Source organism: Mycobacterium sp. 852002-51163_SCH5372311, from assembly GCF_001667115.1.
Lineage (GTDB): Bacteria > Actinomycetota > Actinomycetes > Mycobacteriales > Mycobacteriaceae > Mycobacterium.
Window position 1 is genome coordinate 23,820 of record NZ_LZIJ01000024.1, and the last position, 24,866, is coordinate 48,685.

The 24,866-nt window shown below is 64.9% G+C and carries 26 protein-coding genes, 3 tRNA genes and 1 pseudogene; 16 read left to right on the forward strand and 14 right to left on the reverse strand.

Translation table 11 applies throughout. The features are described from left to right. Positions 1–3: 3 nt before the first annotated feature. Positions 4–1,005 carry a patatin-like phospholipase family protein gene (locus A5791_RS03295; protein WP_067230987.1) on the forward strand — a complete coding sequence of 334 codons (1,002 nt, stop codon included), beginning with the start codon at positions 4–6 and terminating at the stop codon, positions 1,003–1,005. A gap of 21 nt (positions 1,006–1,026) precedes the next feature. Beyond that, a complete protein-coding gene (locus A5791_RS03300; RefSeq protein WP_067230990.1) occupies positions 1,027–2,037 on the forward strand; it encodes a patatin-like phospholipase family protein in 1,011 nt (336 codons plus the stop codon). A 19-nt stretch (positions 2,038–2,056) separates the two neighbouring features. Here A5791_RS03300 and A5791_RS03305 read toward each other — a convergent pair whose 3' ends face one another. From A5791_RS03305 to A5791_RS03315, 3 genes are all read right to left on the reverse strand, one after another. Beyond that, complete coding sequence (locus A5791_RS03305; RefSeq protein ID WP_067230993.1) at positions 2,057–2,752, reverse strand: crotonase/enoyl-CoA hydratase family protein; 696 nt, start codon at positions 2,750–2,752, stop codon at positions 2,057–2,059. Between the two features lie 66 nt (positions 2,753–2,818). Then, on the reverse strand, positions 2,819–3,649 hold the full coding sequence (locus tag A5791_RS03310; RefSeq protein WP_067231090.1) for a hypothetical protein: 831 nt from the start codon (positions 3,647–3,649) through the stop codon (positions 2,819–2,821). Between the two features lie 81 nt (positions 3,650–3,730). Continuing rightward, positions 3,731–4,447, reverse strand: a complete 717-nt coding sequence (locus A5791_RS03315) for an MBL fold metallo-hydrolase (RefSeq protein ID WP_067230997.1) — start codon at positions 4,445–4,447, stop codon at positions 3,731–3,733. 99 nt (positions 4,448–4,546) lie between these two features. On the opposite strand from A5791_RS03315, the gene A5791_RS03320 reads away from it, so the two are divergent. From A5791_RS03320 to rplA, 12 genes are all read left to right on the forward strand, one after another. Beyond that, a complete protein-coding gene (locus A5791_RS03320; protein WP_067231001.1) occupies positions 4,547–4,762 on the forward strand; it encodes a type II toxin-antitoxin system VapB family antitoxin in 216 nt (71 codons plus the stop codon). Positions 4,763–4,877: 115 nt separating this feature from the next. Further along, a tRNA-Thr gene (locus tag A5791_RS03325) sits at positions 4,878–4,950 on the forward strand. A gap of 65 nt (positions 4,951–5,015) precedes the next feature. Next, positions 5,016–5,089, forward strand: a tRNA-Met gene (locus tag A5791_RS03330). A 48-nt stretch (positions 5,090–5,137) separates the two neighbouring features. Then, the gene (rpmG, locus tag A5791_RS03335) at positions 5,138–5,305 is read left to right on the forward strand and encodes a 50S ribosomal protein L33 (protein WP_067231004.1); all 168 of its coding nucleotides are present in this window, start codon (positions 5,138–5,140) and stop codon (positions 5,303–5,305) included. 48 nt (positions 5,306–5,353) lie between these two features. Next, a complete protein-coding gene (gene hadA / locus A5791_RS03340; protein WP_067231008.1) occupies positions 5,354–5,833 on the forward strand; it encodes a (3R)-hydroxyacyl-ACP dehydratase subunit HadA in 480 nt (159 codons plus the stop codon). Beyond that, on the forward strand, positions 5,820–6,248 hold the full coding sequence (gene hadB / locus A5791_RS03345) for a (3R)-hydroxyacyl-ACP dehydratase subunit HadB (RefSeq protein ID WP_067231013.1): 429 nt from the start codon (positions 5,820–5,822) through the stop codon (positions 6,246–6,248). The genes hadA and hadB overlap by 14 nt, the downstream gene beginning before the upstream one ends. A gap of 2 nt (positions 6,249–6,250) precedes the next feature. Further along, on the forward strand, positions 6,251–6,751 hold the full coding sequence (gene hadC / locus A5791_RS03350) for a (3R)-hydroxyacyl-ACP dehydratase subunit HadC (RefSeq protein ID WP_067231016.1): 501 nt from the start codon (positions 6,251–6,253) through the stop codon (positions 6,749–6,751). Between the two features lie 175 nt (positions 6,752–6,926). After that, a tRNA-Trp gene (locus A5791_RS03355) sits at positions 6,927–6,999 on the forward strand. A gap of 166 nt (positions 7,000–7,165) precedes the next feature. Next, on the forward strand, positions 7,166–7,627 hold the full coding sequence (secE, locus tag A5791_RS03360; RefSeq protein WP_067231019.1) for a preprotein translocase subunit SecE: 462 nt from the start codon (positions 7,166–7,168) through the stop codon (positions 7,625–7,627). A gap of 31 nt (positions 7,628–7,658) precedes the next feature. Further along, a complete protein-coding gene (nusG, locus tag A5791_RS03365; protein WP_067231023.1) occupies positions 7,659–8,375 on the forward strand; it encodes a transcription termination/antitermination protein NusG in 717 nt (238 codons plus the stop codon). An 89-nt stretch (positions 8,376–8,464) separates the two neighbouring features. Then, on the forward strand, positions 8,465–8,896 hold the full coding sequence (gene rplK, locus A5791_RS03370) for a 50S ribosomal protein L11 (RefSeq protein WP_067231025.1): 432 nt from the start codon (positions 8,465–8,467) through the stop codon (positions 8,894–8,896). Positions 8,897–9,027: 131 nt separating this feature from the next. Further along, entirely contained in the window at positions 9,028–9,735 is a 708-nt protein-coding gene (gene rplA, locus A5791_RS03375) for a 50S ribosomal protein L1 (protein WP_067231028.1), read from the forward strand. A gap of 77 nt (positions 9,736–9,812) precedes the next feature. Here the strand turns inward: rplA and A5791_RS03380 are convergent, their stop codons facing one another. From A5791_RS03380 to A5791_RS03430, 11 genes are all read right to left on the reverse strand, one after another. After that, a complete protein-coding gene (locus A5791_RS03380; RefSeq protein WP_067231031.1) occupies positions 9,813–11,030 on the reverse strand; it encodes an RNA polymerase sigma factor in 1,218 nt (405 codons plus the stop codon). A gap of 7 nt (positions 11,031–11,037) precedes the next feature. Then, positions 11,038–11,739: a YciI family protein gene (locus tag A5791_RS03385; protein WP_067231036.1), complete on the reverse strand. Its 702-nt coding sequence runs from the start codon at positions 11,737–11,739 to the stop codon at positions 11,038–11,040. A gap of 207 nt (positions 11,740–11,946) precedes the next feature. Next, a complete protein-coding gene (gene mmaA4, locus A5791_RS03390; RefSeq protein ID WP_067231040.1) occupies positions 11,947–12,843 on the reverse strand; it encodes a hydroxymycolate synthase MmaA4 in 897 nt (298 codons plus the stop codon). Positions 12,844–12,930: 87 nt separating this feature from the next. Then, complete coding sequence (locus A5791_RS03395) at positions 12,931–13,812, reverse strand: cyclopropane mycolic acid synthase family methyltransferase (protein ID WP_067231043.1); 882 nt, start codon at positions 13,810–13,812, stop codon at positions 12,931–12,933. 159 nt (positions 13,813–13,971) lie between these two features. Further along, a complete protein-coding gene (locus A5791_RS03400) occupies positions 13,972–14,835 on the reverse strand; it encodes a cyclopropane mycolic acid synthase family methyltransferase (protein WP_067231094.1) in 864 nt (287 codons plus the stop codon). Between the two features lie 166 nt (positions 14,836–15,001). After that, positions 15,002–15,862, reverse strand: coding sequence for a mycolic acid methyltransferase MmaA1 (gene mmaA1, locus A5791_RS03405; protein WP_067231047.1), 861 nt, complete (start codon positions 15,860–15,862; stop codon positions 15,002–15,004). A 92-nt stretch (positions 15,863–15,954) separates the two neighbouring features. Next, the gene (locus tag A5791_RS03410) at positions 15,955–16,875 is read right to left on the reverse strand and encodes an alpha/beta fold hydrolase (protein WP_067231051.1); all 921 of its coding nucleotides are present in this window, start codon (positions 16,873–16,875) and stop codon (positions 15,955–15,957) included. 13 nt (positions 16,876–16,888) lie between these two features. Beyond that, a complete protein-coding gene (locus tag A5791_RS03415) occupies positions 16,889–18,235 on the reverse strand; it encodes an AarF/ABC1/UbiB kinase family protein (protein WP_067231054.1) in 1,347 nt (448 codons plus the stop codon). 138 nt (positions 18,236–18,373) lie between these two features. Next, entirely contained in the window at positions 18,374–19,291 is a 918-nt protein-coding gene (locus tag A5791_RS03420) for an alpha/beta fold hydrolase (RefSeq protein ID WP_067231058.1), read from the reverse strand. Positions 19,292–19,301: 10 nt separating this feature from the next. After that, the gene (locus tag A5791_RS03425; RefSeq protein ID WP_067231061.1) at positions 19,302–19,874 is read right to left on the reverse strand and encodes a DinB family protein; all 573 of its coding nucleotides are present in this window, start codon (positions 19,872–19,874) and stop codon (positions 19,302–19,304) included. Positions 19,875–19,898: 24 nt separating this feature from the next. Beyond that, entirely contained in the window at positions 19,899–20,429 is a 531-nt protein-coding gene (locus A5791_RS03430; protein ID WP_067231064.1) for a DinB family protein, read from the reverse strand. Between the two features lie 60 nt (positions 20,430–20,489). Between A5791_RS03430 and A5791_RS03435 the strand changes: the two genes are divergently transcribed. Beyond that, positions 20,490–24,677 (forward strand): NEW3 domain-containing protein, encoded by a 4,188-nt coding sequence (locus A5791_RS03435; protein ID WP_067231068.1) that lies wholly within the window; start codon positions 20,490–20,492, stop codon positions 24,675–24,677. Further along, positions 24,674–24,866, forward strand: a pseudogene (locus tag A5791_RS03440) (malonyl CoA-ACP transacylase); the annotation flags it as partial. The gene A5791_RS03435 and the pseudogene A5791_RS03440, both read left to right, overlap by 4 nt.

Consider the following 24,866-nt stretch of genomic DNA (forward strand, 5'->3'; position numbering starts at 1 on the left):
CCAATGACGACGACTTCGCTGAAGGCGGATCTTGTGCTGTCCGGTGGCGGTGTGAAGGGCATCGGGCTGTCGGGCGCTGTCGTCGCATTGATGGACGCCGGTTACGAGATCCCGCGCATCTCGGGCACCTCAGCCGGCTCGGTTGTCGGTGCGATCTTGGCCGCCGGGTTCGACCAGTTGACCCCCGAGGAGGTCAGGCAGCTCACCATGACAGTGCCCTACCGCAAATTCCTCGACCCGACACACATCACCGGGATCCCGATACTCGGCGCGGCCTGGGGTCTGCTCAGCGAAGAAGGCATCTACAAAGGCGATTTCGCGCACGACTGGATTCGGTCTCAACTGAAAAACCTGGGTGTCGGCACGTTTGGCGACCTTGCGCTGCACGACGACGCCCTACCGGCGGAACGGCGCTACCGGCTGGTGGTCACCGTCGCTGATGTGACCACCGGCCAACTGGTGCGGTTGCCCTGGGACTACCGTCGGGTCTACGGTCTCGATCCAGATGAGCAGCAGGTCGCCGATGCGGTTCGCGCCTCGATGTCGATTCCGTTCTTCTTCCACACCGTCAAACTGACAAGTGCCAGTGGGTTGACGTCCACCCTGGTCGACGGTGGAGTGCTGTCGAACTTTCCGATCGACTCGTTCGACCGGTCCGACGGCAGACCGCCGCGCTGGCCCACATTCGGAATAACGCTGCTGCCCAATCTTCCGCAGGGCAATGACAAGGTGATCCCGGCGTTGGCGCCGTTGCATTGGCTCGGCGGGCCCACCCTATTGGAAGACGTGCTCACCACGATGATCGTGGGCCGGGATCAGGCCTACCTCAACCAGCCGTGGGTCAGCGCGCGGACAATCCGCGTGGACTCGACCGACATCGGATTCCTCGACTTCGACATCAAGGAAGAACAGATGGAAGCCCTCTACCACAAGGGCTACGACGCAGTCGAGGCGTTCCTGTCCACCTGGAACTGGACGCAATATCTCGAACGCTTCCGCCGATGAAGTGGCTGAAAAGGAATTTCAATGGCTGACGATCCGAAAAACGCCGACCTCATTCTCTCCGGCGGAGGCGTCAAGTTCATTGGCCTGGTTGGTGCGATTGTCAGGCTGATGGAGGAGGGCTATTCGTTCCAAAGGGCGTCCGGCGTGTCGGGAGGCTCAGTGGTCGCCGCGATCGTGGCGGCCGCATCCAAAGACGATCAGCTAACCAGTGACCAGGTCAAGGAACTCGGATTGTCTGTGCCGCTGAGCAAATGGCGCGACGCCGCGCCGATCCCATTCCTCGGCCCGGCACTGGGCCTGCTGCGTGACTCTGGCCTGTATCGCGGTGACTTCGCCCACGACTGGGTCCGGGGCGAGCTAAAGAACTTGGGCGTCACCAAGTTTGGTGATCTGGCCATCGATGACGACGACCTCCTCGAGGAGCGGCGCTACCGGGCTGTGGTCACCGTCGCCGACCTGACGACCGGACAGCTCGTTCGGTTGCCGTGGGACTACCGCCGCCTTTACGGTCTCGATCCCGACGAGCAGTTCGTCGCCGACGCGGTGCGCGCCTCGATGGCAATCCCGTTTTTCTATCGCCCGGTGACCTTGCGCAGCGCCAGCGGAGTGGAGTCCACGTTGGTCGACGGTGGTCTGCTGTCGACCTTTCCGATCGACTCGTTGGATCGGCCGGACGCCAAAGCGCCACGCTGGCCGACCTTTGGGATCACCGTCGTTCCGAAGCTCTTCGAGGGCATTGAGAGTGCCCTCCCGGGGTTGCGGCCGCTGCGTCGTCTTGGCCCGCCGACGTTGCTGGAGAAGCTGATACTGACCATGGTGCTCGGTCACGATCTGACCCGCCTGAATGAGCCGTGGGTCAGCGCGCGCGCCATCCGGGTGGTTTCGACCGAAGTCAGTGCACTGGACTTCAATATTTCGAGAAAGCGTCTTGAGGAGCAGTACGACAAAGGGTATGGGGCTGCGCGAGAGTTCCTGTCTACCTGGGACTTTCCGGCGTACCTCAACCGGTTCCGGCGATACCAGGGCGTCTAGCGGGTCGTCGCCATTGGACCTAGACTCCGAACTCGGCTGCTATTCCGTCGATTCCGGCCCGGATGGCCTTGAGCGCGTCGGCGCGGGTGCGCAGCTTGGTCGCGGCGTGAGCCTGCTGGTTGAGACCGGCGAATTCCTGTGCGGCTTCTTCGGCGCGGCTGCGGACCATTTCGGGCAGCACGATCTCGTCGACAAAGCCTGAGGCGAGGGCGGTTTCACCGAAGAACGTCTTGGCAAGCCCGGCGGCTTGCTGATACGCCGACTGGGTCAGCCGCAGCTTCATGATCTCCAGGGCGGCATAGGGAATCGTCATGCCGATCGCGACTTCGTTGGCCTGAATGTTGTACGCGTGGGCGGCAACCCGGTGGTCGCCGGACGACAACAGGAATGCCCCCATCGCGATGGCATGGCCGGTGCACGCCATCACCACCGGCTTGGGGTAGGACAACAGGCGATACGACAGCTCGAAGCCGCCGCGGAGCATGTCGATAGCCGGCTGTACCTGGCCGGAGGTAAGGATTTTCAGGTCGAAGCCGCCGCTGAAAACCCGCTCGTTACCCGTGATCACCAGGGCCCCGACGGCATCGCCGTCGGCTTGGTCGATCGCTTCGTTGAGGGCCTGCTGCATGGTTGGGCCCAGCGCGTTGACCTTGCCGTCGTCCATCCTGATGACCGCGATGGAGTCCTTTTTGGTGTACATGACGGGGCCGCTCATGGGGTACTCCTTCGCTTTTCGCTTCGGGGTGCGCCGCGCCGAACAGGAGGTGCCGGCGGGCCACCGTCACACGCGCTGGTTGCGATGCTTGCCCAGTTCGTCTTCGGCGGCACCCCAACGCAGGTTGACGTCGGTCGGGTGATCGAGCTGCCGGACACGCCACCGGTCCTGAGTCTCCTGGACGGCGGCGTTGATTCGTTCGATTTCGCTGCGGAACACCTCGGGACGTGTTTCCTTGCTCGCGTAGTGGAAGTAGGTGAGCAGGCTGCGCAGCAGTTCCAGCTTCTGCTTCTCCCGCTTCGCCAGATCATGCGACGTCATCAACTCGATGCGCTGAACGGGCGGCAGGGCATCCCAGTCCAGCACCACCTTGGTCTCCAGCGGTTTGCGCGGGCGCCTCCAGAACCGCCACCCCTTCGGTTGCTCGGGGCGGTCGTAGTAGATGACAGACCCTTCGAACCGGGACTCGATGGCGTTGCCGATCTCGGCGCGGTCGAGCGCGGAGTCCCATACCATCCGCCACTCCTGGCCGGGTGCCAGCGCGGGCAACTCGCGGGGGAGCTGCAGTTCGACGACGTCGGCGTAGCCGTCGGAGGCGTTTTCGTATGCCGCGACGGTCGGTGGGGTCGGAAACGAAAATCGAATGTCGTAGGCGGCGGTGCGACCGAAATTGCGGACCACGACCTCGATCACGTGCCAGTCGGTGACATGCGGTTCCATCAGCATGCCGACATGGGGCCGAATCTGCTCAGCGGCGAGCTGGCGGTTGCGCCGGATCTGATAGTTGGTGAAGACAAGCGCCACGATGCCGAGTGCGAGCGCAGCCCACACCGACCACACCAGCCAGGCGTTGGACCCAAAGTCTGTGGCCCCGGACCAGCCTTGAGCCCACCCCATTGAATCCACCTCCCGCTTATACCACAGTTATCTTTTGCACCAAATTCGGCGAAAACCTGGTTGAGATGCTTTTCGCGTGCCTCAACCGCCCATCAACATTCGCCACTGGTCGAGATTTCGGGCGCGATACACGTAGTTGGAACGCTTGACCTCCGACAACGACGCGCTGGGTTCGGCCGCATACCAATGGCCCGGGAACACTGTCGGGTCGCCGGGGAGCTGGGCGAGTTGCTGCAGGCTGCGGTACATCTCGTCGGAGTCGCCACCGGGAAAGTCGGTCCGGCCACAGCCTTCCAGAAACAGGGTGTCCCCGGCGACCAGCCGGCCGTCCAGCAGAAAGCACTGGCTGCCCGGCGTGTGACCGGGAGTGTGCAGCAGCTCGATTTCGATGTCGCCGATGCTCACCTTGTCATGGTTCTCATGCGTGGTCAGGTCGCCCAGACCGATCCCGGTGACCCGCGAAACCCAAACTGCCTCATGGCTATTGACATGCACCGGCACCGCTTTGCGGTCCAGCAATTCGGCCAGGCCCTTCAGCTCGAAGCCCATCATCGACCCGCCCACATGATCCGGGTGATGATGGGTCACCAGCACCCCGGACAGGTGCATGCCGTCGGCCTCGAGCGCGTCGAGCAGATCACCGGCGGCGTAGGCCGGATCGACCACGACACAGTCACCGGTCTCACGATCACCGATCAGGTAGGCGAAATTGCGCATTTGCATCGCGAACATGTCGCCCGCGGCGAAATCGCGACCGGAAAGCAGTTGACGGAAGTAGAGCCGGTCCGAATCTGACACCCACTCAGACTATGACCCGCGAAGTCGACCTACCATTTCGGGCACGTCATCGGGTTTAAGGCCCGCGAAGGGCATCGAGTCCGGAGGTAATGTCTGGCCATGTTCAAGAAGGTCGAGATCGAGGTTGACGACGACCTGGTCCGAGAGGTCATCCGTCGTTACCACGTGCTGGACACGCAAGGTGCCGTGCATCTGGCGCTGCGATCTCTCCTTGGGTTGGCGGGTGAAGTTAACGCCGGAAAGCTGGACGAGGAGTTCGACGAGTTCAGCGATCCGAAGGCCTGGGTTCGACCGCCCCGCGGCGACGGGGGCTGACCGGCGCCTGCGGACCGCGGCTCGTACGCGTGGTTTGGTGACGTTGCGCGCCAGGCTGTACCCTCTTTTAGGCCCTAGAAAGCGCACCCGCACGACTGGTCGCTACGGGTGAACGGCCCCCTTAGCTCAGTCGGTAGAGCGTTTCCATGGTAAGGAAAAGGTCAACGGTTCGATTCCGTTAGGGGGCTCGGCGGACGCCGAGCAGGCTGGCGGCCCCAACCCACGGTGCCCGCCGAAGATGGGGTGGACCAGAGGCGATGTAGCTCAGTCGGTTAGAGCGAACGACTCATAATCGTTAGGTCGCCGGTTCGAGTCCGGCCATCGCTACAAAACAAAAAACGATCACGTGCGAAAGAGACCTGAGAGAGAACCGTCATGGCTTCCAGTACCGATGTGCGGCCGAAGATCACGTTGGCATGCGAGGTGTGCAAGCACCGTAACTACATCACCAAGAAGAACCGCCGCAATGATCCCGACCGGATGGAGCTGAAGAAGTTCTGCCGCAATTGCGGCAAACACCAGCCGCATCGCGAGACACGGTAGTCGGTCCAAACCGTATTTGCCGGGAATTACTAGGTAGGTTTTACAGCCGTGGCTTTGACTACAGACATTGTCGGGATGCATTACCGCTATCCCGACCACTACGAGGTGGAGCGGGAAAAGATCCGCGAGTACGCGGAGGCCGTCCAAAACACCGACGACGCATTCTTCACGGAGGATGCGGCCTCCGAACTCGGCTACAAGGCGCTGGTGGCCCCGTTGACCTTCATCTGCGTATTCGGCTATAAGGCACAGTCGGCGTTCTTTCAGCACGCGAACATCGCGGTACAAGACTCGCAGATCGTTCAGGTCGATCAGGTGCTGAAATTCGAGAAGCCGATCGTGGCCGGTGACAGGCTGTACTGCGACGTCTGGGTGGATTCGATGCGGGAGGCGCACGGCACCCAGATCATCGTGACCAAGAACATCATCACCAACGAAGCGGGTGACATTGTGCAGGAGACCTACACGACCCTGGCGGGCCGTGCCGGTGAGGACGGAGAAGAGGGATTTTCTGATGGCGCTGCGTGAGTTCAGTTCGGTCAAAGTTGGAGACCAGCTTCCCGAGAGGATCTACCCGCTGACCCGCGGGGACCTGGTGAACTACGCCGGGGTGTCGGGTGACTTGAACCCGATCCACTGGGACGACGAGATCGCCAAGGTCGTCGGGCTGGACACCGCGATCGCCCACGGCATGCTGACCATGGGGATCGGCGGCGGCTACGTGACTTCGTGGGTCGGCGACCCGGGTGCGGTCACCGAGTACAACGTGCGGTTCACCGCCGTGGTGCCGGTTCCGAACGACGGCAAGGGCGCCGAGCTCGTCTTCAACGGCCGGGTGAAGTCGGTCGATCCGGACAGCAAGTCGGTGACGATCGCTCTCACGGCAACCACCGACGGTAAGAAGATCTTCGGCAGGGCGATCGCTTCGGCGAAACTGGCGTAGGCATGGCACTCAAGACTGATATCCGCGGGATGATCTGGCGGTATCCGGACTCCTTCGTCGTGGGGCGCGAGCAACTCCGCGCCTTCGCCAGCTCGATCAAATGCGACCACCCGGCTTACTACAACGAGGACGCGGCGGCCGAACTCGGCTATGACAACATCGTCGCGCCGCTGACGTTCGCCACTATCCTTGCGAAGCTGGTCCAGACCGACTTCTTCCAGAACGTCGACGTGGGCATGGAGACTATGCAGATCGTCCAGGTCGATCAGCGGTTCGTCTTCCACAAGCCGATTCTCGCCGGCGATGTGCTGTGGGCCCGGATGGACATTCATTCGGTCGACGAGCGTTTCGGCGCCGACATCGTGGTGACGAGAAACATCTGCCATAACGACGAGGGTGAGCTGGTCCTCGAGGCCTTCACAACGCTGATGGGTCAGCAGGGCGACGGCTCGGCCAGGCTCAAATGGGACAAGGATTCCGGGCAGGTCATCAGAACCGGATAAACCTCGGATTTCCTGCGCTCAACTGGTATCTAGTACACTCGGACGTCGGGGTTTTCCCAGCATCTGCGCCCTTTCCGCGACGAGTCCGTGAATCGACCGAGCGGAGGGCGCGCGTGTCATGTAGGCCCCGACACAAGGTGGCCTGGCCGGACTGGATCCGTCCTGCCAACCGCGAAGGGGCGTAGCTCAACTGGCAGAGCAGCGGTCTCCAAAACCGCAGGTTGCAGGTTCAAGTCCTGTCGCCCCTGCTGAAGGCGCTCCGGCCAGCCTCGTGAGGATGCAGGCCGGGACGGGCCTGCGGAGGGGCCGGATACAGGTAGCGTGACATAGGTGGACACTGGGAAGCAGTGCCCGGTCGGACCAGATCGGGGGGGGCATGGCCCGGCGGATAGCTAGCGAACGAAGGAGCATGCGGTGAGCGACGAAGGCGACGTTGCCAACGACGCCGCAAGCGACGGCGGCGAGACCGAGGAAAGTGGCGGTCGGACGGCGTTGGTGACAAAAGCTGTGACGCGGCCGCAGCGTCCCACCGGCAAACGGACTCGTCAGAAGGTGGCCGATGCCGACGCCGAGTCGTCGGGCGATGTAGAGGTCGCCAAGGAAGAGAAATCAAAGAAGTCCGCAAAGCGTGCGAAGGCCAAGACGGCCCAGAAATCCGTCAAGGCAAAGAAGAAAGCCGGCTCAGCCAACCCGATCGTCTTCGTCTTCAACTACCTGAAGCAGGTAGTTGCCGAGATGCGGAAGGTGATCTGGCCGAACCGCAAACAGATGCTCACCTACACCTCGGTGGTGCTGGTGTTTCTGGCCTTCATGGTGGCACTGGTCGGGCTCGCGGATTTCGGCCTGGCCAAGCTGGTGCTACTGGTGTTCGGCTGAGGCTTGAGAGTGACAGGAAGGACTGCAAACCGTGACTACCTTCGACGGTGACACGTCCGCGGGTGAGGCGGTCGACGTGCAGGAAGCCGGCACCGAGCAGGTCGCCGAGGCTCCGCCCGAAGAACTGGACCCAGCCGCCGCGCTCAAGGCAGAGCTGCGTAGCAAGCCCGGCGACTGGTATGTGATCCACTCCTACGCGGGTTACGAGAACAAGGTGAAAGCCAACCTGGAAACCCGCGTGCAGAACCTTGACGTCGGCGACTACATCTTCCAGGTGGAGGTGCCCACCGAAGAGGTCACCGAAATCAAGAACGGCCAGCGCAAGCAGGTCAACCGCAAGGTCCTGCCCGGCTACATCCTGGTCCGCATGGATCTGACCGACGACTCGTGGGCGGCGGTACGCAACACGCCCGGAGTCACCGGGTTCGTCGGCGCGACATCGCGTCCGTCGGCCCTCGCGCTCGACGACGTGGTGAAGTTCCTGTTGCCGCCGGGAGCGACGAAGAAGGCCGCCAAGGGTGCGGCCAGCACCGCTGCCGCCGCCGAGACCGGCGGGCTGGAGCGTCCGGTTGTCGAGGTCGACTACGAGGTGGGCGAATCGGTGACGGTGATGGACGGACCGTTTGCCACGCTGCCCGCCACGATCAGCGAGGTCAACGCCGAGCAGCAGAAGCTCAAGGTGCTGGTCTCGATCTTCGGCCGGGAAACGCCGGTGGAACTCACCTTTGGCCAGGTCTCCAAGATCTAGCCGGTCGCGTACGCCATACCAGGCCAATCCCAAGGCCGGACAAGCCTAAGCAGGACCCTAAGCAGGACAAGGAAGGATAGGGACACCCCATGCCCCCGAAGAAGAAGAAAGTCGCCGGGCTGATCAAGCTGCAGATCGTGGCGGGGCAGGCCAACCCCGCGCCGCCCGTCGGCCCCGCGCTCGGCCAGCACGGCGTCAACATCATGGAGTTCTGCAAGGCGTACAACGCCGCCACCGAGAACCAGCGCGGCAACGTCATCCCGGTGGAGATCACGGTCTACGAGGACCGCAGCTTCACGTTCACCTTGAAGACGCCGCCGGCTGCGAAGCTGCTGCTCAAGGCGGCGGGTGTAGGTAAGGGTTCGGCGGAGCCGCACAAGAACAAGGTCGCCAAGGTCAGCTGGGACCAGGTTCGTGAGATCGCCGAGACCAAGAAGTCGGACCTCAACGCAAACGACATCGATGCGGCCGCCAAGATCATCGCCGGCACCGCGCGGTCGATGGGCATCACCGTCGAGTAGTTTTCGGCGCGCGTCGCACGACGATGCGGGCCGGCTAGCGGCCCGAGGAGAAGTCCGACAAAATTAAGCAGCGTGGGAGGGCCAGCTTCGGCCCGTTAGGTAACCACGACCCAACACAGATTGGACAGTCAATGAGCAAGACCAGCAAGGCATATCGCGCGGCCGCCGAGAAGGTGGATCGCAGCAACCTGTACACCCCGCTGCAGGCGGCCAAGCTTGCCAAGGAGACGTCGTCCAGCAAGCAGGACGCGACCGTCGAGGTGGCGATCCGGCTCGGCGTCGACCCGCGCAAGGCGGACCAGATGGTCCGGGGCACGGTCAACCTGCCGCACGGTACGGGCAAGACCGCCCGGGTCGCGGTGTTCGCGGTCGGTGAGAAAGCGGAGCAGGCCGAGGCCGCGGGAGCCGACATTGTCGGCAGCGACGACCTGATCGAAAAGATTCAGGGCGGATTTCTGGACTTCGACGCCGCCATCGCGACGCCGGATCAGATGGCCAAGGTGGGCCGTATCGCCCGAATCCTGGGTCCGCGCGGCCTGATGCCGAACCCGAAGACCGGCACCGTCACCCCCGACGTCGCCAAGGCCGTGACCGACATCAAAGGCGGCAAGATCAACTTCCGCGTCGACAAGCAGGCCAACCTGCACTTCGTCATCGGCAAGGCGTCGTTCGACGACAAGAAGCTTGCGGAAAACTACGGCGCCGCACTCGACGAGGTGTTGCGGCTGAAGCCGTCGTCGTCGAAGGGCCGCTACCTGAAGAAGGTCGTCGTGTCGACGACGACCGGGCCGGGTATTCCGGTCGACCCGTCCGTCACCCGCAACTTCACCTCGGAGTAATTTTTCTGCGCGAGCAGACGCAGAATCGCACAAATATCGCGTCGCCGATGCGATTCTGCGTCTGGTGGCCGGATACGCTATCCGCCGCACTCGGCGATACGTCGCCGCAGGAAGTCGCGGCCGGGCTCAGATCCGTTGTGCTGCAACGCCTCTCGATACCAGATAAGAGCTTCTTCCCGGCGACCCGCCCGGCGCAGCAAGTCGGCGCGCACCGACGCAGCCAGATTGGACCGGGCAAGCCGGGGATCGTGCGCCACCTTCTCCAAGGCGGCCAGGCCGGCATCGGGTCCATCGCGGAACCCGACCGCCAGCGCGCGGTTGGCGAGCACTACCGGCGAGTCGGTCATCTGCAACAGCCGGTCGTATGCGGCGCAGATGGCGGTCCAGTCGGTCTGCTTCCAGGACGGCGCCGTCGCGTGCAGAGCGGCTATCACCGCCTGAGGCAGATACGGCCCGGTTGAGCCCTGGGCCCGCCGCAGCCGATCCAGGCCGCGGCTTATGCGGCCGCCGTCCCACCGGCGACGGTCCTGCTCATCGAGCGGCACCAGCGCGCCCGCACCGTCCACCCGGGTTGCCCGACGCGAATCATGCAGCAGCACAAGAGCCGCCAAGGCGTGCGCCTCCGGCTCCTGCGGCATCAGCGCACACAGCTCCGCAGCCAGCCGGACGCCCTCGTCGCACAGTTCGTCTCGGATGGCCGACGGGCCGGCGGTCGACCAATAGCCCTCGGTGAAAACCGAGTAGATGCAGCTCAGCACGTGAGGTGTGCGTTCTGGCAGCAGTTCGGCGGGTGGCACTCGCAGCGGGATGTTGGCATGCCGGATCTTGTTCTTGGCCCGGGTGATTCGCTGACTGACGGCTGCTTCGGCCTGCAATAGGGCGCGAGCGATCTCAGCGACGGTCAACCCGGACACCAGCCGCAACGTCAGCGCCAGTTGCGACTGCCGGTCCAGCGCCGGATGCGCGCAGGTGAACATCATCCGTAGCTCGTCGTCGCGCACCGGATGCGGGTCAGTGTGATCGGTACGGGCCCGAATATCGTCTAACACGGCCGCCAATTCCTTTCCCGGACGGGCAGATTCGCGGCGTAGCCGATCCCGCGCCCGGTTGCGTGCGACCGTTACCAGCCACCCGCCGGGATTGTCCGGCACCCCGTCGCGGGGCCAGGTACGAAGAGCCTCGGCACAGGCTTCCTGAACGGCGTCTTCGGCGACGGTGAGGTCGCCCGACCATCGGGCCAGGGCGGCCACAGCCGGGCCCCACTCGCGCCGGAAGACGCCGCTCAGGTCGGTCATGCGGGGCCTACAGGTGGGAGACTCCGGCCAGCTGCCGCAACTGCACGGCCGAAGCGGGAATCATCGCGGCCAGTTTGACCGCCTCGTCACGATCGGTGGCGGTCAGCAGATAGAAGCCGGTGGCGATCTCCGCTCCTTCTGCGTAGGGCCCGTCGGTCAGCAGCACCTGACCGTCGCGGACACGCACCGTCGTCGCCGTCGCCGGCTCGTGCAAAGCGGCGCCGCCGGCAATGTGATCGCCTGCGGCAGCGGCGAATTCACCGTGCCGGGCCGCCTCCGCCTGCCACTCCGGAGTACCCGGCGTGTGTGCGGATGCGGGTGGTTCCTGTAGCAGCGCCAGCCATTGGCCGCTGCCCGCCCGCGTCCATTCGGGATCGAACACGTGGTAGGTGGGCCGAACCTCGATCGTGCCGTAGGTGGCGACGGGGATATCGCGCGCCAGAGCCAGTGCCTCGTCGAGGTTCTCCGCTTCGAACACGTAGTAGCCGCAGGCTACCTCGGCGCCTTCGGGGAATGGGCCGTCGGTGACGAGCGGCGCGTTCGGGCCGCCTGTGATGCGCACCGCGTCCGCCGCAGGTGTCAGGGCGTCGCCGGCCCGGATTGCCGACGCGGCTTTCGCATGAAAGCTCTCGAATGCCGCCATCATGGAGTCGCGTTCGTCAGGTGTGAGTTCCGGCTCCCGGCTGATCAACAGCGCCAAGTACTGCATTGTGGTCACCTCCGAATAGTGAGCGAAACCCTGTGTTCCACTCTCTACCTATCCGACGAACAGCGCGCCCACAATCCGACAGGGTCTCGTGGCGATTTCGGCGAACGGCCGGATGCAATGTGATGGCACCCGTGCTATCGCATTGCAAAACAACTACATTGCCGCTTTTCTGGTATCCGAGTGGCAGGAGTGACGCAAGCGCGAAGGTTAAGCAGCCGCGCCCGGCTTCAGGTAAGTCACCAGGCTGCAGTCCAGCATCTCGTCGGTGAAGTAGTGCTCGCAGCCGCGCAGGTACTTCATGTACCGGTTGTAGACCTCTTCGGAGGTGACCTCGATGGCCTTCGCCTTGTTGGACTCCAGCGTGTCGCCCCAAATTCGCAATGTCTTGATGTAGTGCGGCCGCAGCGAAAGAGCCTCGGGCACAATGAAACCGGCCTTTTCGCCGTGTTCGACCATCATCTCGGTGGACGGCAACCGACCGCCGGGGAAGATCTCGGTGATGATGAACTTGATGAATCGGGCCGTCTCGAAGCTCAACTTCTTGCCGCGGGCGGCCATCTCGAACGGGTGATAGCTGACGCTGCTCTGGACGGTCATCCGGCCGTCCTCCGGCATGATGTTGAAGCACCTCTTGAAGAAGTCGTCGTAGTTCTCGTGCCCGAAGTGTTCGAAGGCTTCGATCGACACGATCCGGTCGACGGGTTCGCTGAAATCTTCCCAGCCCTGCAGCCGCACCTCGCGTGAACGGTTGGTGTCGATGCTGTCCAGCACCTGCCGGCAGCGGGCGTGCTGGTTCTTCGACAGGGTCAAACCGACGACGTTGACGTCGTACTTCTCGACGGCCCGCCGCATGGTGGTGCCCCAACCGCAGCCGATGTCCAGCAGCGTCATGCCCGGCTTGAGGTCCAGTTTGCTCAGGTTGAGGTCGATCTTGGCGTACTGAGCATCCTCGAGCGAGATGTCCGGCGGCTCGAAGTAGGCGCAACTGTAGGTCCGGGTCGGGTCCTGGAAGAGGGCGAAGAAGTCGTCGGAGACGTCGTAGTGCGCCTGGATGTCTTCGGAGCGGGTCCGGATCTTCGTCGGGCCAGCCTGGTTGTCAGCCATTGTCGTTCTGTTCTCCTGAATGAATTTCGCTATCTAGACGCACGCACCGACGTGCCACCATACCCAATACTCAATCTGGCGCTTGAATTACTTCTCCAAGGTGAACTGGTTGCAGTCGACGTAGCCCATGCGAAAAGCCTTGGCGCAGCCGGTCAGGTATTTCATGTAGCGCTCGTACATCTCCTCGGACTGTAGCGCGATGGCCTCGTCCTTGCGCGCTTCCAGGGTCTGCGCCCAGAAGTCGAGCGTCTTGGGGAAGTCCGTCTGAAGCGACTGCACGTGGGTCACCGTGAAACCGACCTTCTCGCAGTGCTCCTGAACGGTCTCGATCATCGGCAGGCGACCGCCCGGGAAGATGTCGGTGACGATGAACCTGATGAACTTGGCCATCTCCATCGTCAGCGGAATGCCCCGCTCCATCACCTGCTTGACGTGCAAGCCCGTGATGGAGTGCAGCAGCATCCGTCCGTCGGGCGGCAGGGCCTCGTACACGAACTTGAAGAAGTCGTCATACCGGTCGTAGCCGAAGTGCTCCAGCGCCTCGATGGTGACAATGCGGTCCACCGGCTCGCTGAACTCACACCAGTCGTTCAGCAGCACCCGGTACGACCGATTCGTGTCCACTCCGTCGAGCACCTGCCGGCAGTAGGCGTGCTGGTTTTTGGAGATGGTCAGCCCGACGACGTTGACGTCGTATTTCTCCAGGGCGCGTTTCATGACGGAACCCCAACCGCAGCCGATGTCGAGCAGCGTCATTCCCGGCTCCAGCGCCAGCTTGTCCAACGTCATGTCGATCTTGGCGAGCTGTGCTTCTTCCAGGGTCATGCCCTCGCGCGGAAAGTATGCGCAGCTGTATGTGCGCGTCGGATCCACAAACAGCGCGAAGAACTCGTTGGAAAGGTCGTAGTGCGCCTGGACGTCTTCGTCGTTCGGCCGTGTATTGACAGAGCTCATTGGGTTTTTAGACATGAGCGCTCCCTAGTGCTCCCACTGTTGACGGGCACCCTTCACGAGGTAGCCATCCCCGCGACCCTACACGCGGCGGGGCACATCCCTGGCATTTGACGTCGCGTGACCCGGGTTTTCTCGTCCGAAGTCCGTCAGATATCAGCCTGACTGGCGCAAGCACTATTTCTCCAGCGTGAATTGGTTGACGTCGATGTAGCCGACGCGGAATCCGTTGGCGCAGCCGGTCAAATACCTCATGTACCGCTCGTACACCTCTTCGGACTGGATCTCGATGGCCGCGTCCTTATTCGCCTCGAGCGCTGCGGCCCACAGGTCGAGGGTTCTGGCGTAGTGCGGCTGCAGCGATTGCCGGCGAGTCAGCGTGAAGCCCGCTTTCGACGAGTGGTCCTCGACCTTCTCGATCGACGGCAACCGGCCGCCGGGGAAGATCTCGGTGACGATGAACTTGATGAAGCGAGCCATCTCGAAGGTCAGCGGTATGCCGCGTTCGACGCACTGCGGGCCCGTCAACCCGGTGATGGTGTGCAGCAGCAGCACGCCGTCATCGGGCAGCACGCCGTAGGCCATCTCGAAGAAGTCGTCGTAGCGGTCGTGGCCGAAGTGCTCGAACGCGCCGATCGACACGATGCGGTCGACGGGCTCGTCGAACTCTTCCCAGCCGTTGAGCAACACTCGCTTGCTGCGCGGACTGTCCAACTCGTCGAACGACTGCTGCACATGCGCAGCCTGGTTTTTCGACAACGTCAAGCCGACCACGTTGACGTCATACTTCTCGATGGCCCGGCGCATGGTGGCGCCCCAGCCGCAACCGACGTCGAGCAGCGTCATCCCCGGCCGCAGGCCCAGCTTGCCCAGTGCCAGGTCGATTTTCGCGAGTTGGGCTTCCTCCAGCGTCATGTCGTCGCGCTCGAAATAGGCACAGCTGTAGGTCTGGGTGGGGTCGAGGAACAGCCGAAAGAACTCGTCGGACAGGTCGTAATGCGCCTGCACATCGGCAAAGTGCGGCGTCAGCTTTTGGGCCATGATGTTTTGTGTGCCTTCCTGGGCCGTTCCGGGCCGTACTGAGACGTTCAAGGCCTCCCGGGCGCTGCTGTCGCCAAGCACCGGCGCTGCTGTCCGGAAATGGTATCCGATTCAGCGCCGCAGCACGAAACCGAACGCGCGTTGTCGCAGCTCAGCCGGTGTGCCGCTATTTCGTCAGGGTGAACTGCCCGACGTTGATGAGTCGCCTGCGGAAACGGTCTGCGCAGCCGGTCAAATAGTGCATGAAGTTGTTGTAGGTCTCTTCGGACTGCACCGCGATGGCACGATCCCGGTTGGCCTCCAGATTGGCCGCCCACATGTCCAGCGTCCGTGCGTAATGTTGCTGCATCAATTGGGTCTCTTCCAAGAAAAACCCTGCGGCCTTGGAGTTTTCGACGATGTCGTCTTCCGACGGGAGTTCGCCGCCGGGAAATATCGACTCCCGCAGGAACTTCAGAAAGCGGATATCTTTCATCAGCAGCGGAATACCCTGCTCGTGCAGCCACCGGCGGTCGTAAGTGAACAAGCTGTGCAACAACATTCGGCCGTCGTCGGGCAGGATCTCGTAGGCGCGTTCGAAGAAGGCTGGATAGCGCTCTTTCTTGAAGGCATCGAACGCCTCGATGGTGATGATGCGGTCGACCTTCTCGTCGAACTCCTCCCAACCCTGCAGTCGCGCCTCGGCATGCCGCTGCGTAGGGATGGCGGCCAGCCTGGCTTTACTGCGCTCACAGTGGTTGCGGCTCAGCGTGATTCCGATGACGTTGACGTCGTACTTCTCCACCGCGCGGACCAGCGCTCCGCCCCACCCGCATCCGACGTCGAGCAACGTCATCCCCGGCTCGAGGTTCAGCTTGTCCAGCGCAAGGTCCAACTTAGCCAGCTGCGCTTCTTCCAGCGTCATGTCGTCACGCTCGAAGTAGGCGCACGTGTAGACCCAGGTGGGATCGAGGAATAGCCCGAAGAAGTCGTCAGAAATGTCGTACGCCGACTGCGACTCTTCGTAATACGGTGTCAATTTGGACATTTTGCGACAACCTCCCGCCTGATAACCGTACAACCCTGTGAGGCATGTTTGTCGTACCCACGAGGCAAAGTGTTAAAGCATGCTGCTCGGCATCACCCGGCTGCAACAAAGTTACTTCGCAGCTCGTTGATCACCCGATCCCACAGTTGCTGCGGCAGATCATGACCCATTCCGTCGAATAACACCAATCGTGCTCCTTCTATCGCGCGCGCGACCGCGCGGCCTCCGAGTGGCCGCATCAACTTGTCTGCCCGCCCGTGGATCACCACGGTCGGCGCGGCGATGCGCCGGTCATAACGCAGCAGGCTGCCGCTCCCGAGGATCGCACTGAAATGCCGCGCAACCCCCCAGGGATAGTAGCTGCGGTCGTAGCTCTCGGCGGCCTCGGCACGGACTTGTTCCACCGGGGCGCGGTAGGCCGGACTGCCGATGATCTCGGTGACGCGCACCGCGTTCTCGACGATGACGTCGCGCGGCGAATCCGGCGGCGGTCCTTTGAGAAGCGCCAGCAGGGCCCGTGGCGCCGGCGGCGGCAGGAACGGGCGATTGTTGCTGGAGAAGATCACCGCGAGGCTCTTCGTCCGTTCGGCGAAACGCGCGGCGAAGATCTGTGCGATCATGCCGCCCATCGAAGCTCCGACGATGTGGGCCCGCTCGATTCCGAGGTGATCCAGCACCGCCGCGGCGTCGTCCGCCATGTCCTCCAGGGTGTATGCGGCGCGCCCGGGCAGGCCGATCCAGAAACGCAGCATCCGGGCCGGCAGCGACTGGCCGCCGCCCCGCCGCTCGGTCTTGTCGGAAAGGCCGACGTCTCGGTTGTCGTATCGAATGACCCGCAGGCCGTTGTTGACGAGTTGCTCGCAAAAGGCGGTCCGCCACAGCAGCAGCTGAGCGCCCAGACCCATGATCAGCAGTACGGGCGGATGGCCGGGATCGCCCATGTCCTCGTAGTAGAGCTTCAGCTCGCCTTCAGGGCCGGCCCCTGATTTGGCATAACCGCTGCGGACCTCCACTTGCGCCGCCTCCTCAGGCCTCGACATCGGGTTGATGCTCCCGGCTGACCTCGACCATGAAGTTCGCGAAGTACCCGGTCAGTTGTGGGTCGGACATCATCTGCCACTTCGGCGCCAGCAGCTTCATGTACCGCTCCACGTACAGAAACTGCTTGCCGATCAGCACCAGCTCGCGCGGCAGTTTGACGTCGTAGGCGTCGGCCAGCGTCGACAGCTGCCGGCCGATGTCGGCGTATGACATGTCGCCCAGCGTCGTCATGGTCAGCGGTGTGGCGAAGCTGGCCAGGTCCTTGGCGGCCTGTTCTTCGGGCTTCATGGTGCCGACCGCGCCCATCAGCACGACGATCTTGCCCGCCGCGGCGTGGTCCTTCTTCACCAGCAGGGCGTACACCAGCTCGCGCAGCAGCCAGCGGGTGCGCGGGTCGATGCGGCCCATGATCCCGAAGTCAAAGAACACGATGCGGCCTTGGTCGTCGACGTAGAGGTTGCCGGCGTGCAGGTCGCCGTGGAACAGGCCGTGCCGCAGTCCGCCCTCGAACACCGAGAACAGCAGCGCCTTGACCAGCTCGGTGCCGTCGAAGCCGGCTTTGCGGATGGCGGCGACGTCGTCGATGCGGATCCCGTGCACCCGTTCCATCGTCAGCACCCGCTCGCCGGTGAATTCCCAGTGCACTTTCGGCACCCGGATGTTCTTGCCCAGCGGGGAGGTGTGCAGGTGGGACACCCAGGCCTCCATCGACTGCGCCTCCAGACGGAAGTCCAGCTCCTCGGCCAGGTTGTCGGAGAAGTCGGCGACCACGTCCTGGGCGGACAGCCGACGACCCAGCTTGGCCAGTTCGACGGCCTGGGCGAAGCGCTTCAGGATCTGCAGGTCGGCAGCGACCCGCCGGCGGATTCCCGGCCGCTGAATCTTGACGACCACTTCCTCGCCGGTCTTCAGGGTCGCGTAGTGCACCTGGGCGATCGACGCCGACGCGAACGGCTCTTCCTCGAAGCTGGCGAACAGCTCGGACGGCTCACCACCGAGTTCCTCGGCTAACAGCTTGTGCACCTCTTGGGTGTCGGCCGCCGGCACCCGGTCGAGCAGACCGCGGAATTCGCGGGACAGCGTCTCGCCGAACGCCCCCGGGCTGGACGCGATTATCTGCCCGAACTTGACATACGTCGGGCCCAGGTCGGCGAAGGTATGCGGGATCTCCCTGATCACCTTCTGCTGCCACGGCCCCTTGCCGGGCAGGTTGGTGACGACCCGGGCGGCGGTCCGGGTGACCTGCCAACCAGTGACGGCTACCCGGGCAGCTTCGACCGGCAACGGCACCCGGTCGAGCTTGACCACCTCGCGGTGTTTAGCGGAGCTCATTTGAGCAGTGTGCCAAATTCCGATAGTCAACTCCCAATTCGCGTGAGCCCGCTCACGTGCCGTGTTATGCCCGCCGAACGTGTAATCACGGCGAAAATCCGGCCCGAATTTGGCCGTGATTACACGCTCGGCGAATCGCTAATCCGCTCGCGCAAAGTTCTCGGTGAGTATCTCGAGGATCGGCCGCCACACCGGTTCGGGAAGGTCGTGACCCATTCCGTCGACCACGACGAATCGGGCGCCAGGGATGGCCGCGGCGACCGCGCGCCCGTTACGCGGTCGCACCATCGGGTCCGCCGAACCGTGCAGCACCACCGTCGGCGCGGTGATCGCCTTGCTGTAGGCGAGCAGGCTGCCGGTGCCCAGCACGGCGTCGAATTGGCGCAGCATGCCGGGCGGGTAGGTGCAGCGGTCTGCGAGCTGCCGGACGCGGTGCCGGAGCTCGCTTTCGGAGGGCAGGAAGTTCGGTCCGTTGAACACAGCGATGTTGCGAACCTCGAAGGACAGCTTCTCCTCGGCTGATGCGTCCTTGGCCGGTGCGTCGAACGCCAGCTTGATGACCCGCCAGGCCGGCGGCGCGGACAGCGGCTTGCCGGTAGTCGACATGATGATGCCCAGCGACGCCACCCGGCCCGGCTCGGTGGCGGCCAGGATCTGCGCGATCATGCCGCCCAGCGACGCGCCGACGACATGCGCCCGCCCGATGCGCAGATGGTCCAGCAGCGCCACCACATCTCGGGTCATGTCGACGAGGGTGTAGGGCACGGGGCTGGGCCTGCCGAACAAATAGCGGCCGATCCGTCGATAGACCGGGCCTTGGGCCCGTAGCCCGTGCATCTTGGCCGACAGCCCGGTGTCGCGGTGGTCGAACCGGATCACGCGGTAACCGGAGCCGACGAGCTGCCGGCAGAAGCCGTCGGGCCACATGGGCAACTGTGCGCCGAGACCCATGATGAGCAGCACCGGCGGGTTGTCCGGCTCGCCGAGCACCTCGTAATAGAGTTCGACGGTACCGTCGGGCGTCTCGCGGCGCGCTATCCCGCTGCTGGTGGACACGCTGACCTCGTCACCCGGGAGACCAGGGCTTGACCCAGCCTTCGATCTCCCAGCCCTCGCGCCCGGCGATCAACTCGTACATGGTGGCGCCGTCGATGCTTTCCCGGATGATGTCCGCATGTCCTGCGTGCCGGGCCAGCTCGTTGATCACATGCAAGATCGCCCAGCGCACCGACCAGGCTTCCAGGTTCTTCGGGAACCACGGGATGTCGTGCGGTACCGGCACCGCGGTGTCGAGGTCGGCGGTTTCCACCAGCTGCAGCGAGATGGCGTTCTGCGCTTCGAACGCTCGCAGCAGCCCGTCCAGCGTCTCGTCCGGCCGCATCACGTGCTGGTCGGCGAAATCCCTGGCGACCTCGTCGAAAGGCCGGGTGTCCTTGGGCGGCAGCCCCGGGGCGGCGGCGACTCGGCTCATCCAGCTGCGCTGCATGCCGGTTGCGTGTTTGACCAGTCCGCCGATCGACAGCGCGCTGACCGACGGCGTGGACCGAGCCTGTTCGTCGGTGAGGCCGAAGGACACCGCGAAGTAGGCGCTTTGGTGATAGGCCAGGTATTCGCGCAACGCACTGCGTTCGTCGGACACGGGTGGGGCGAGTGCGGGCATTTCTCAATCCGTCCAGTCGGCGCGCTGATGGCGGTAAAGGTCTCGAAGACAAGCGATTTCGGCACCATGGTGGATCGCTTCCCTGTTGATGTGCAAGACCAGCTCGCTAATCGGGTGTTCCGCGTACGGCCCTTCGGCCGGACCGCACGGCTGGGTAAGGTCGCGGTCGGTCAGCGACCGCACTCCGGCGATCCACCCCGAGTAGGCCTCATCCAGTTGCCGCAGTGCGGTGGCGGCGTCGGTGGCGTAGTCCCAACTCTGGTAGTCCGCGGGCGGTCCGCCGAAGTGGTGGTGGTTGCGCATCGCGAACACCCCGACGATGACGTGGGCGAGACGCCACGCGATGGTCGTGAACGGCGCGGGGCTGGGCTCTGGGAATGCAAAATCCACCGACCCGCCGGGACGGACCGTCCAGCAATCGCGCACCGGCTGCCAGAAGTATTCGTCGTCGGTCAGGCCGTCCATGCGGGGACGCAAATGCTCGCGCCAATGCCAGTCGAGCTGGTCGGCCAGTTGTGTGGTCATATCCGCCATGGCACCGAGCCTCCCACCAAGGGGTGACAGGACGGCGGTAATGCAACGTAAAGTGCGGTCATGCGGGTGGTTTCGGGCGAGTCGACCGAGCTGTTCGTCGGCCCGCCGGACGCGCCGCTGCAGCTCGCGCGCATCACCGTCAGCGGGTGCACCGAGCCCACGCCCATCCGAATCGACGGCGACGGACTGACCGGAGAAGCGGTCGCGGGGATCGGCGGGGCCGGTCAGGAGGCTGTCGAGGTTCCCGTCACGGTGAAGAACCCGGTCGTCGGTCAGCGGCGGGGCGCGCGGGCGCACGCCGGCGAGTCCAGTCACGCCTTCGAGTTCACGATCGCCGAGCCCGGCTGGACCATGTATATGGTCAGCCACTTCCACTACGACCCGGTGTGGTGGAACACCCAGGCCGGCTACACCAGCCAATGGCGCGAAGATCCGCCCGGACGGGCCCGTCAGACCAATGGCTTCGAGCTGGTGCGCGCACACCTGGAGATGGCTCGTCGCGAACCGGAGTACAAGTTCGTGCTGGCCGAGGTGGACTACCTCAAGCCGTATTGGGACGCCCGCCCCGAGGATCGCGCCGACCTGCGCCGCTTCCTCGCCGAAGGCCGCGTCGAGGTGATGGGCGGCACCTACAACGAACCGAACACCAACCTCACCAGCCCCGAGACGACCATCCGAAACCTGGTGCACGGCATCGGGTTTCAGCGCGACGTGCTGGGTGCCGACCCGGCCACCGCGTGGCAGCTCGACGTGTTCGGCCACGATCCGCAATTCCCCGGGATGGCCGCCGACGCCGGGCTGACGTCGAGTTCCTGGGCCCGCGGGCCACATCACCAATGGGGCCCGGCGCAAGGTGGTGACGTCGACCGAATGCAGTTCTGCAGTGAGTTCGAGTGGATTTCGCCGTCCGGCCGCGGCCTGCTCACCCACTACATGCCGGCGCACTATTCGGCGGGCTGGTGGATGGACTCGTCGACCTCGCTGGCCGAGGCCGAGGACGCCACCTACGCGCTGTTCGACCAGCTCAAGAAGGTCGCGCTGACCCGCAACGTGTTGCTGCCGGTCGGCACCGACTACACGCCGCCCAACAAGTGGGTCACCGCCATCCACCGCGACTGGGCCGCTCGCTATACCTGGCCGCGGTTCGTGTGCGGCCTGCCGCGGGAGTTCTTCGCGGCGGTACGCGCCGAGCTGGCGGAGCGAGGGCAGGTGCCCTCGCCGCAGACCCGGGACATGAACCCGATCTACACCGGGAAAGACGTGTCCTATATCGACACCAAACAAGCGAACCGCGCCGCCGAGGACGCTGTCCTGGACGCCGAACGGTTCGCGGTGTTCGCGGGGCTGCTGACCGGAGCCGAGTATCCCCAGGCGGCGTTGGCCAAAGCCTGGGTGCAGCTGGCCTACGGCGCTCACCACGACGCGATCACCGGTTCGGAGTCCGACCAGGTGTACCTCGACCTGTTGACCGGCTGGCGCGATGCGTGGGAGCTGGGCCGGACGGCGCGGGACAACTCGCTGGCGCTGCTGTCCGGCGCCGTCGATGTTCCCGACGACACGCTGCTGGTCTGGAACCCGCTGACCCACCCGCGCACCGACCTGGTCACCGCCCGGCTCGACGCGCCGCTGCACTCGCGGGTGCGAGTGCTCAACTGCGACGGCGAAGAGGTGCCTGTCCACGTCGAGCACGGCGGGTGCTCGATTACCTGGCTGGCGCGCGATGTGCCGTCGCTGGGGTGGCGTGCCTACCGGCTGGCCCCCGGACGTGGTTCCACCGGCTGGGAGCCGGTGGCCGGAAACGAGATTGCCAACGAGCACTACCGCCTGACCGTCGACTCGGCGCGGGGTGGGGCGGTGTCTTCGCTTGTCCACCTATCCGGCCAGGGCGGCCGCGAGCTCATCGCCGATGGCAAGGTCGGCAACGAGCTCGCCGTCTACGAGGAATACTCCTCCCATCCGACGCAGGGCGAGGGCCCCTGGCATCTGCTGCCCAAGGGGCCGGTGGTCGGCTCGTCGGAAGCGGCCGCCGAGGTGCAGGCATACCACGGCCCGCTGGGTCAGCGGCTCGTCGTGCGCGGCCGGATCGGCACGGTGCTGCGCTACACCCAGACGCTCACGTTATGGCGGGATGTGGCACGAGTGGACTGCCGCACCACCATCGACGAGTTCACCGGGGTCGACCGCCTGCTCCGGCTGCGCTGGCCGTGTCCGGTGCCGGGCGCCATGCCGGTCAGCGAGGTTGGCGATGCCGTCATCGGGCGTGGCTTCGCGCTGCTGCACGAGGGGCCGCAGTCGGTGGACACCGGGCAGCACCTGTGGACGCTGGACAACCCCGCCTACGGCTGGTTCGGGCTTTCGTCGGCGGTGCGGATTCGTCTCGGCCCCGACGCGGTGCGCGCGGTGTCGGTCGCCGAGGTGGTGTCGCCCTCGGAGGCGACGTCGGGGCCGCTGGCCCGCGACCTGATGGTCGCGCTGGTGCGCGCGGGCGTGACGGCCACCTGCAGCGACGCGGACAAACCGCGCTACGGCCACCTCGACGTCGACTCCAATCTGCCGGACGCGCGTATCGCGCTGGGTGGGCCGACCCGCAACGCGTTCACCAAAGCCGTACTGGCCGAGGCCGACCCGGTCTACACCGCCGAACTCGAGCGGCAACTCGCCAAGACCGGCGGGGCCAGGGTGTGGGTGCCGGCCGCGACACAGTTGGCCGCGGTGTGGGTGCCCGACGCTGACCTGCGTGCGCCGCGCGCCTTGCCGGTGCTGGTCATCGACGGCCGCGACGACAAAAGCCTGCGCGCTGCGATCGCGTCGCTGACCGACGACCTCGCCGACGCCGAGATCGCGGTGTCGCAGCAAGCGCCGCGGGGATCCGAACCTTTCGAAGCGCGCACTGTCGCGCTGCTCAACCGTGGGGTGCCGAGCTTCGCCGTCGACTCCCACGGCACCCTGCACACCGCGTTGCTGCGCTCCTGCACCGGCTGGCCGTCCGGGGTGTGGATCGACGAGCCGCGCCGCACCGCGCCGGACGGCTCCAACTTCCAGCTTCAGCACTGGACACACGAATTCGACTACGCGCTGGTCTGCGACGACGGCGACTGGCGGCGCGCCGGGATCCCGGCGCGCAGCGCGCAGTTTTCGCACCCGCTGCGGGCGATCACCCCGCACAAGCGCGGCGGCACGCTGGCACCGGTCGGCTCGCTGCTACAGGTCGAGCCGGTCGGCGCGGTGCACCTGGGCGCACTCAAAGCCGCCGGCAACCCGCTCGCCGCAGGAAGCGCTGAGCGTGTCGACCCTGCGGTGGTGGCGCTGCGGCTGGTGGAGACTACCGGCGGGGACGCCCGCGTCACCCTCGGCTCCCAGCTCGGGAAGGTACGCGCCCTGCAGCTGGCCGACCTGCTGGAAAGGTCGCAGCGACGCAAACGGGCGATCGACCTGCACGGCTATCAGGTCGCCACCGTGCTGGCCCGGATCGACGTGCCCAAGGTGCTGGCCGGCAGCAGCGAACTCGCCCCGCAGGCCGAGGCGGCCCAGCCGCTCTTCGCGCGTTATTGGCTGCACAACCGCGGCCCGGCGCCGGTCGGCGGGCTGCCGGTCGTCGCTCACCTGCATCCGGCGTCGGTGACCGCCGAGCCGGGCGAGGAATTGGTATTGCGACTTACCGCGGCCAGCGACAGCACCGATTACACCCTGACCGGTGAGGTGGAGATTCTGTCCCCGGGCTGGTCGGCGATGCCCGCCGTGCTGCCGTTCACACTGTGCGCCGGTGAGCACCTGGAGGCCGACGTTGCGCTGACGATTCCGCCCCACACCGAGCCGGGACTGTATCCGGTTCGCGCTCAGCTGTGCGTCACCGGCGAGTACGTGCCGGCCGCCTGGTGTCAGGTGGTCGAGGACGTGTGCGTGGTGACCGTGGGTGCTCCCGAACACTCCGAGCTGGTCTTCCTGGCCGGCGGTCCGGCCGAGGTCGAGTTGAAGGCCGGCGACTCGGGCCGGCTGGCCGTCACGGTCGGCAGCCGTGCCCGGGCCGACCTGGCGCTGGAGGCACACCTGATCAGCCCCTGGGGTACTTGGGAGTGGATCGGCCCGGCTGCTGTCGGCGCGACGCTGCCGGCCGCGGGGACCGTCGAATTGGGCTTCGATGTCGTCCCGCCGGCCTGGCTGGAGCCCGGCCAGTGGTGGGCCCTGGTGCGGGTCGGCTGCGCGGGCCGGCTGCTGTACTCGCCGGCGGTCAAGGTGACGGTGACATGAGCACGCCGGTCGCTACCGTCGCCGGCACCCCGATTTCCGTCGACGAGGTGGACGAGCGGGAGGTGCGACTGCGCAACGGTTTCCGCGCGGCCACGCTGCCGGCGAGCGGCACCAGTGAGGGCCGGCAGCTCCGCCGCTGGCTGACCCAACTGATCGTGACCGAGCGGGTGGTCGCCGTCGCGGCGGCTT

Excerpts from the sequence above, each read along its gene's own strand:
- A5791_RS03295 (WP_067230987.1), top strand. The coding sequence starts at position 4 with ATGACGACGACTTCGCTGAAGGCGGATCTTGTGCTGTCCGGTGGCGGT.
- A5791_RS03300 (WP_067230990.1), top strand. The coding sequence starts at position 1,027 with ATGGCTGACGATCCGAAAAACGCCGACCTCATTCTCTCCGGCGGAGGC.
- A5791_RS03305 (WP_067230993.1), bottom strand. The coding sequence starts at position 2,752 with ATGAGCGGCCCCGTCATGTACACCAAAAAGGACTCCATCGCGGTCATC.
- A5791_RS03310 (WP_067231090.1), bottom strand. The coding sequence starts at position 3,649 with ATGGGGTGGGCTCAAGGCTGGTCCGGGGCCACAGACTTTGGGTCCAAC.
- A5791_RS03320 (WP_067231001.1), top strand. The coding sequence starts at position 4,547 with ATGTTCAAGAAGGTCGAGATCGAGGTTGACGACGACCTGGTCCGAGAG.
- rpmG (WP_067231004.1), top strand. The coding sequence starts at position 5,138 with ATGGCTTCCAGTACCGATGTGCGGCCGAAGATCACGTTGGCATGCGAG.
- hadB (WP_067231013.1), top strand. The coding sequence starts at position 5,820 with ATGGCGCTGCGTGAGTTCAGTTCGGTCAAAGTTGGAGACCAGCTTCCC.
- hadC (WP_067231016.1), top strand. The coding sequence starts at position 6,251 with ATGGCACTCAAGACTGATATCCGCGGGATGATCTGGCGGTATCCGGAC.
- rplK (WP_067231025.1), top strand. The coding sequence starts at position 8,465 with ATGCCCCCGAAGAAGAAGAAAGTCGCCGGGCTGATCAAGCTGCAGATC.
- rplA (WP_067231028.1), top strand. The coding sequence starts at position 9,028 with ATGAGCAAGACCAGCAAGGCATATCGCGCGGCCGCCGAGAAGGTGGAT.
- A5791_RS03380 (WP_067231031.1), bottom strand. The coding sequence starts at position 11,030 with ATGACCGACCTGAGCGGCGTCTTCCGGCGCGAGTGGGGCCCGGCTGTG.
- A5791_RS03385 (WP_067231036.1), bottom strand. The coding sequence starts at position 11,739 with ATGCAGTACTTGGCGCTGTTGATCAGCCGGGAGCCGGAACTCACACCT.
- mmaA4 (WP_067231040.1), bottom strand. The coding sequence starts at position 12,843 with ATGGCTGACAACCAGGCTGGCCCGACGAAGATCCGGACCCGCTCCGAA.
- A5791_RS03395 (WP_067231043.1), bottom strand. The coding sequence starts at position 13,812 with ATGTCTAAAAACCCAATGAGCTCTGTCAATACACGGCCGAACGACGAA.
- A5791_RS03400 (WP_067231094.1), bottom strand. The coding sequence starts at position 14,835 with ATGGCCCAAAAGCTGACGCCGCACTTTGCCGATGTGCAGGCGCATTAC.
- mmaA1 (WP_067231047.1), bottom strand. The coding sequence starts at position 15,862 with ATGTCCAAATTGACACCGTATTACGAAGAGTCGCAGTCGGCGTACGAC.
- A5791_RS03415 (WP_067231054.1), bottom strand. The coding sequence starts at position 18,235 with ATGAGCTCCGCTAAACACCGCGAGGTGGTCAAGCTCGACCGGGTGCCG.
- A5791_RS03430 (WP_067231064.1), bottom strand. The coding sequence starts at position 20,429 with ATGGCGGATATGACCACACAACTGGCCGACCAGCTCGACTGGCATTGG.
- A5791_RS03435 (WP_067231068.1), top strand. The coding sequence starts at position 20,490 with ATGCGGGTGGTTTCGGGCGAGTCGACCGAGCTGTTCGTCGGCCCGCCG.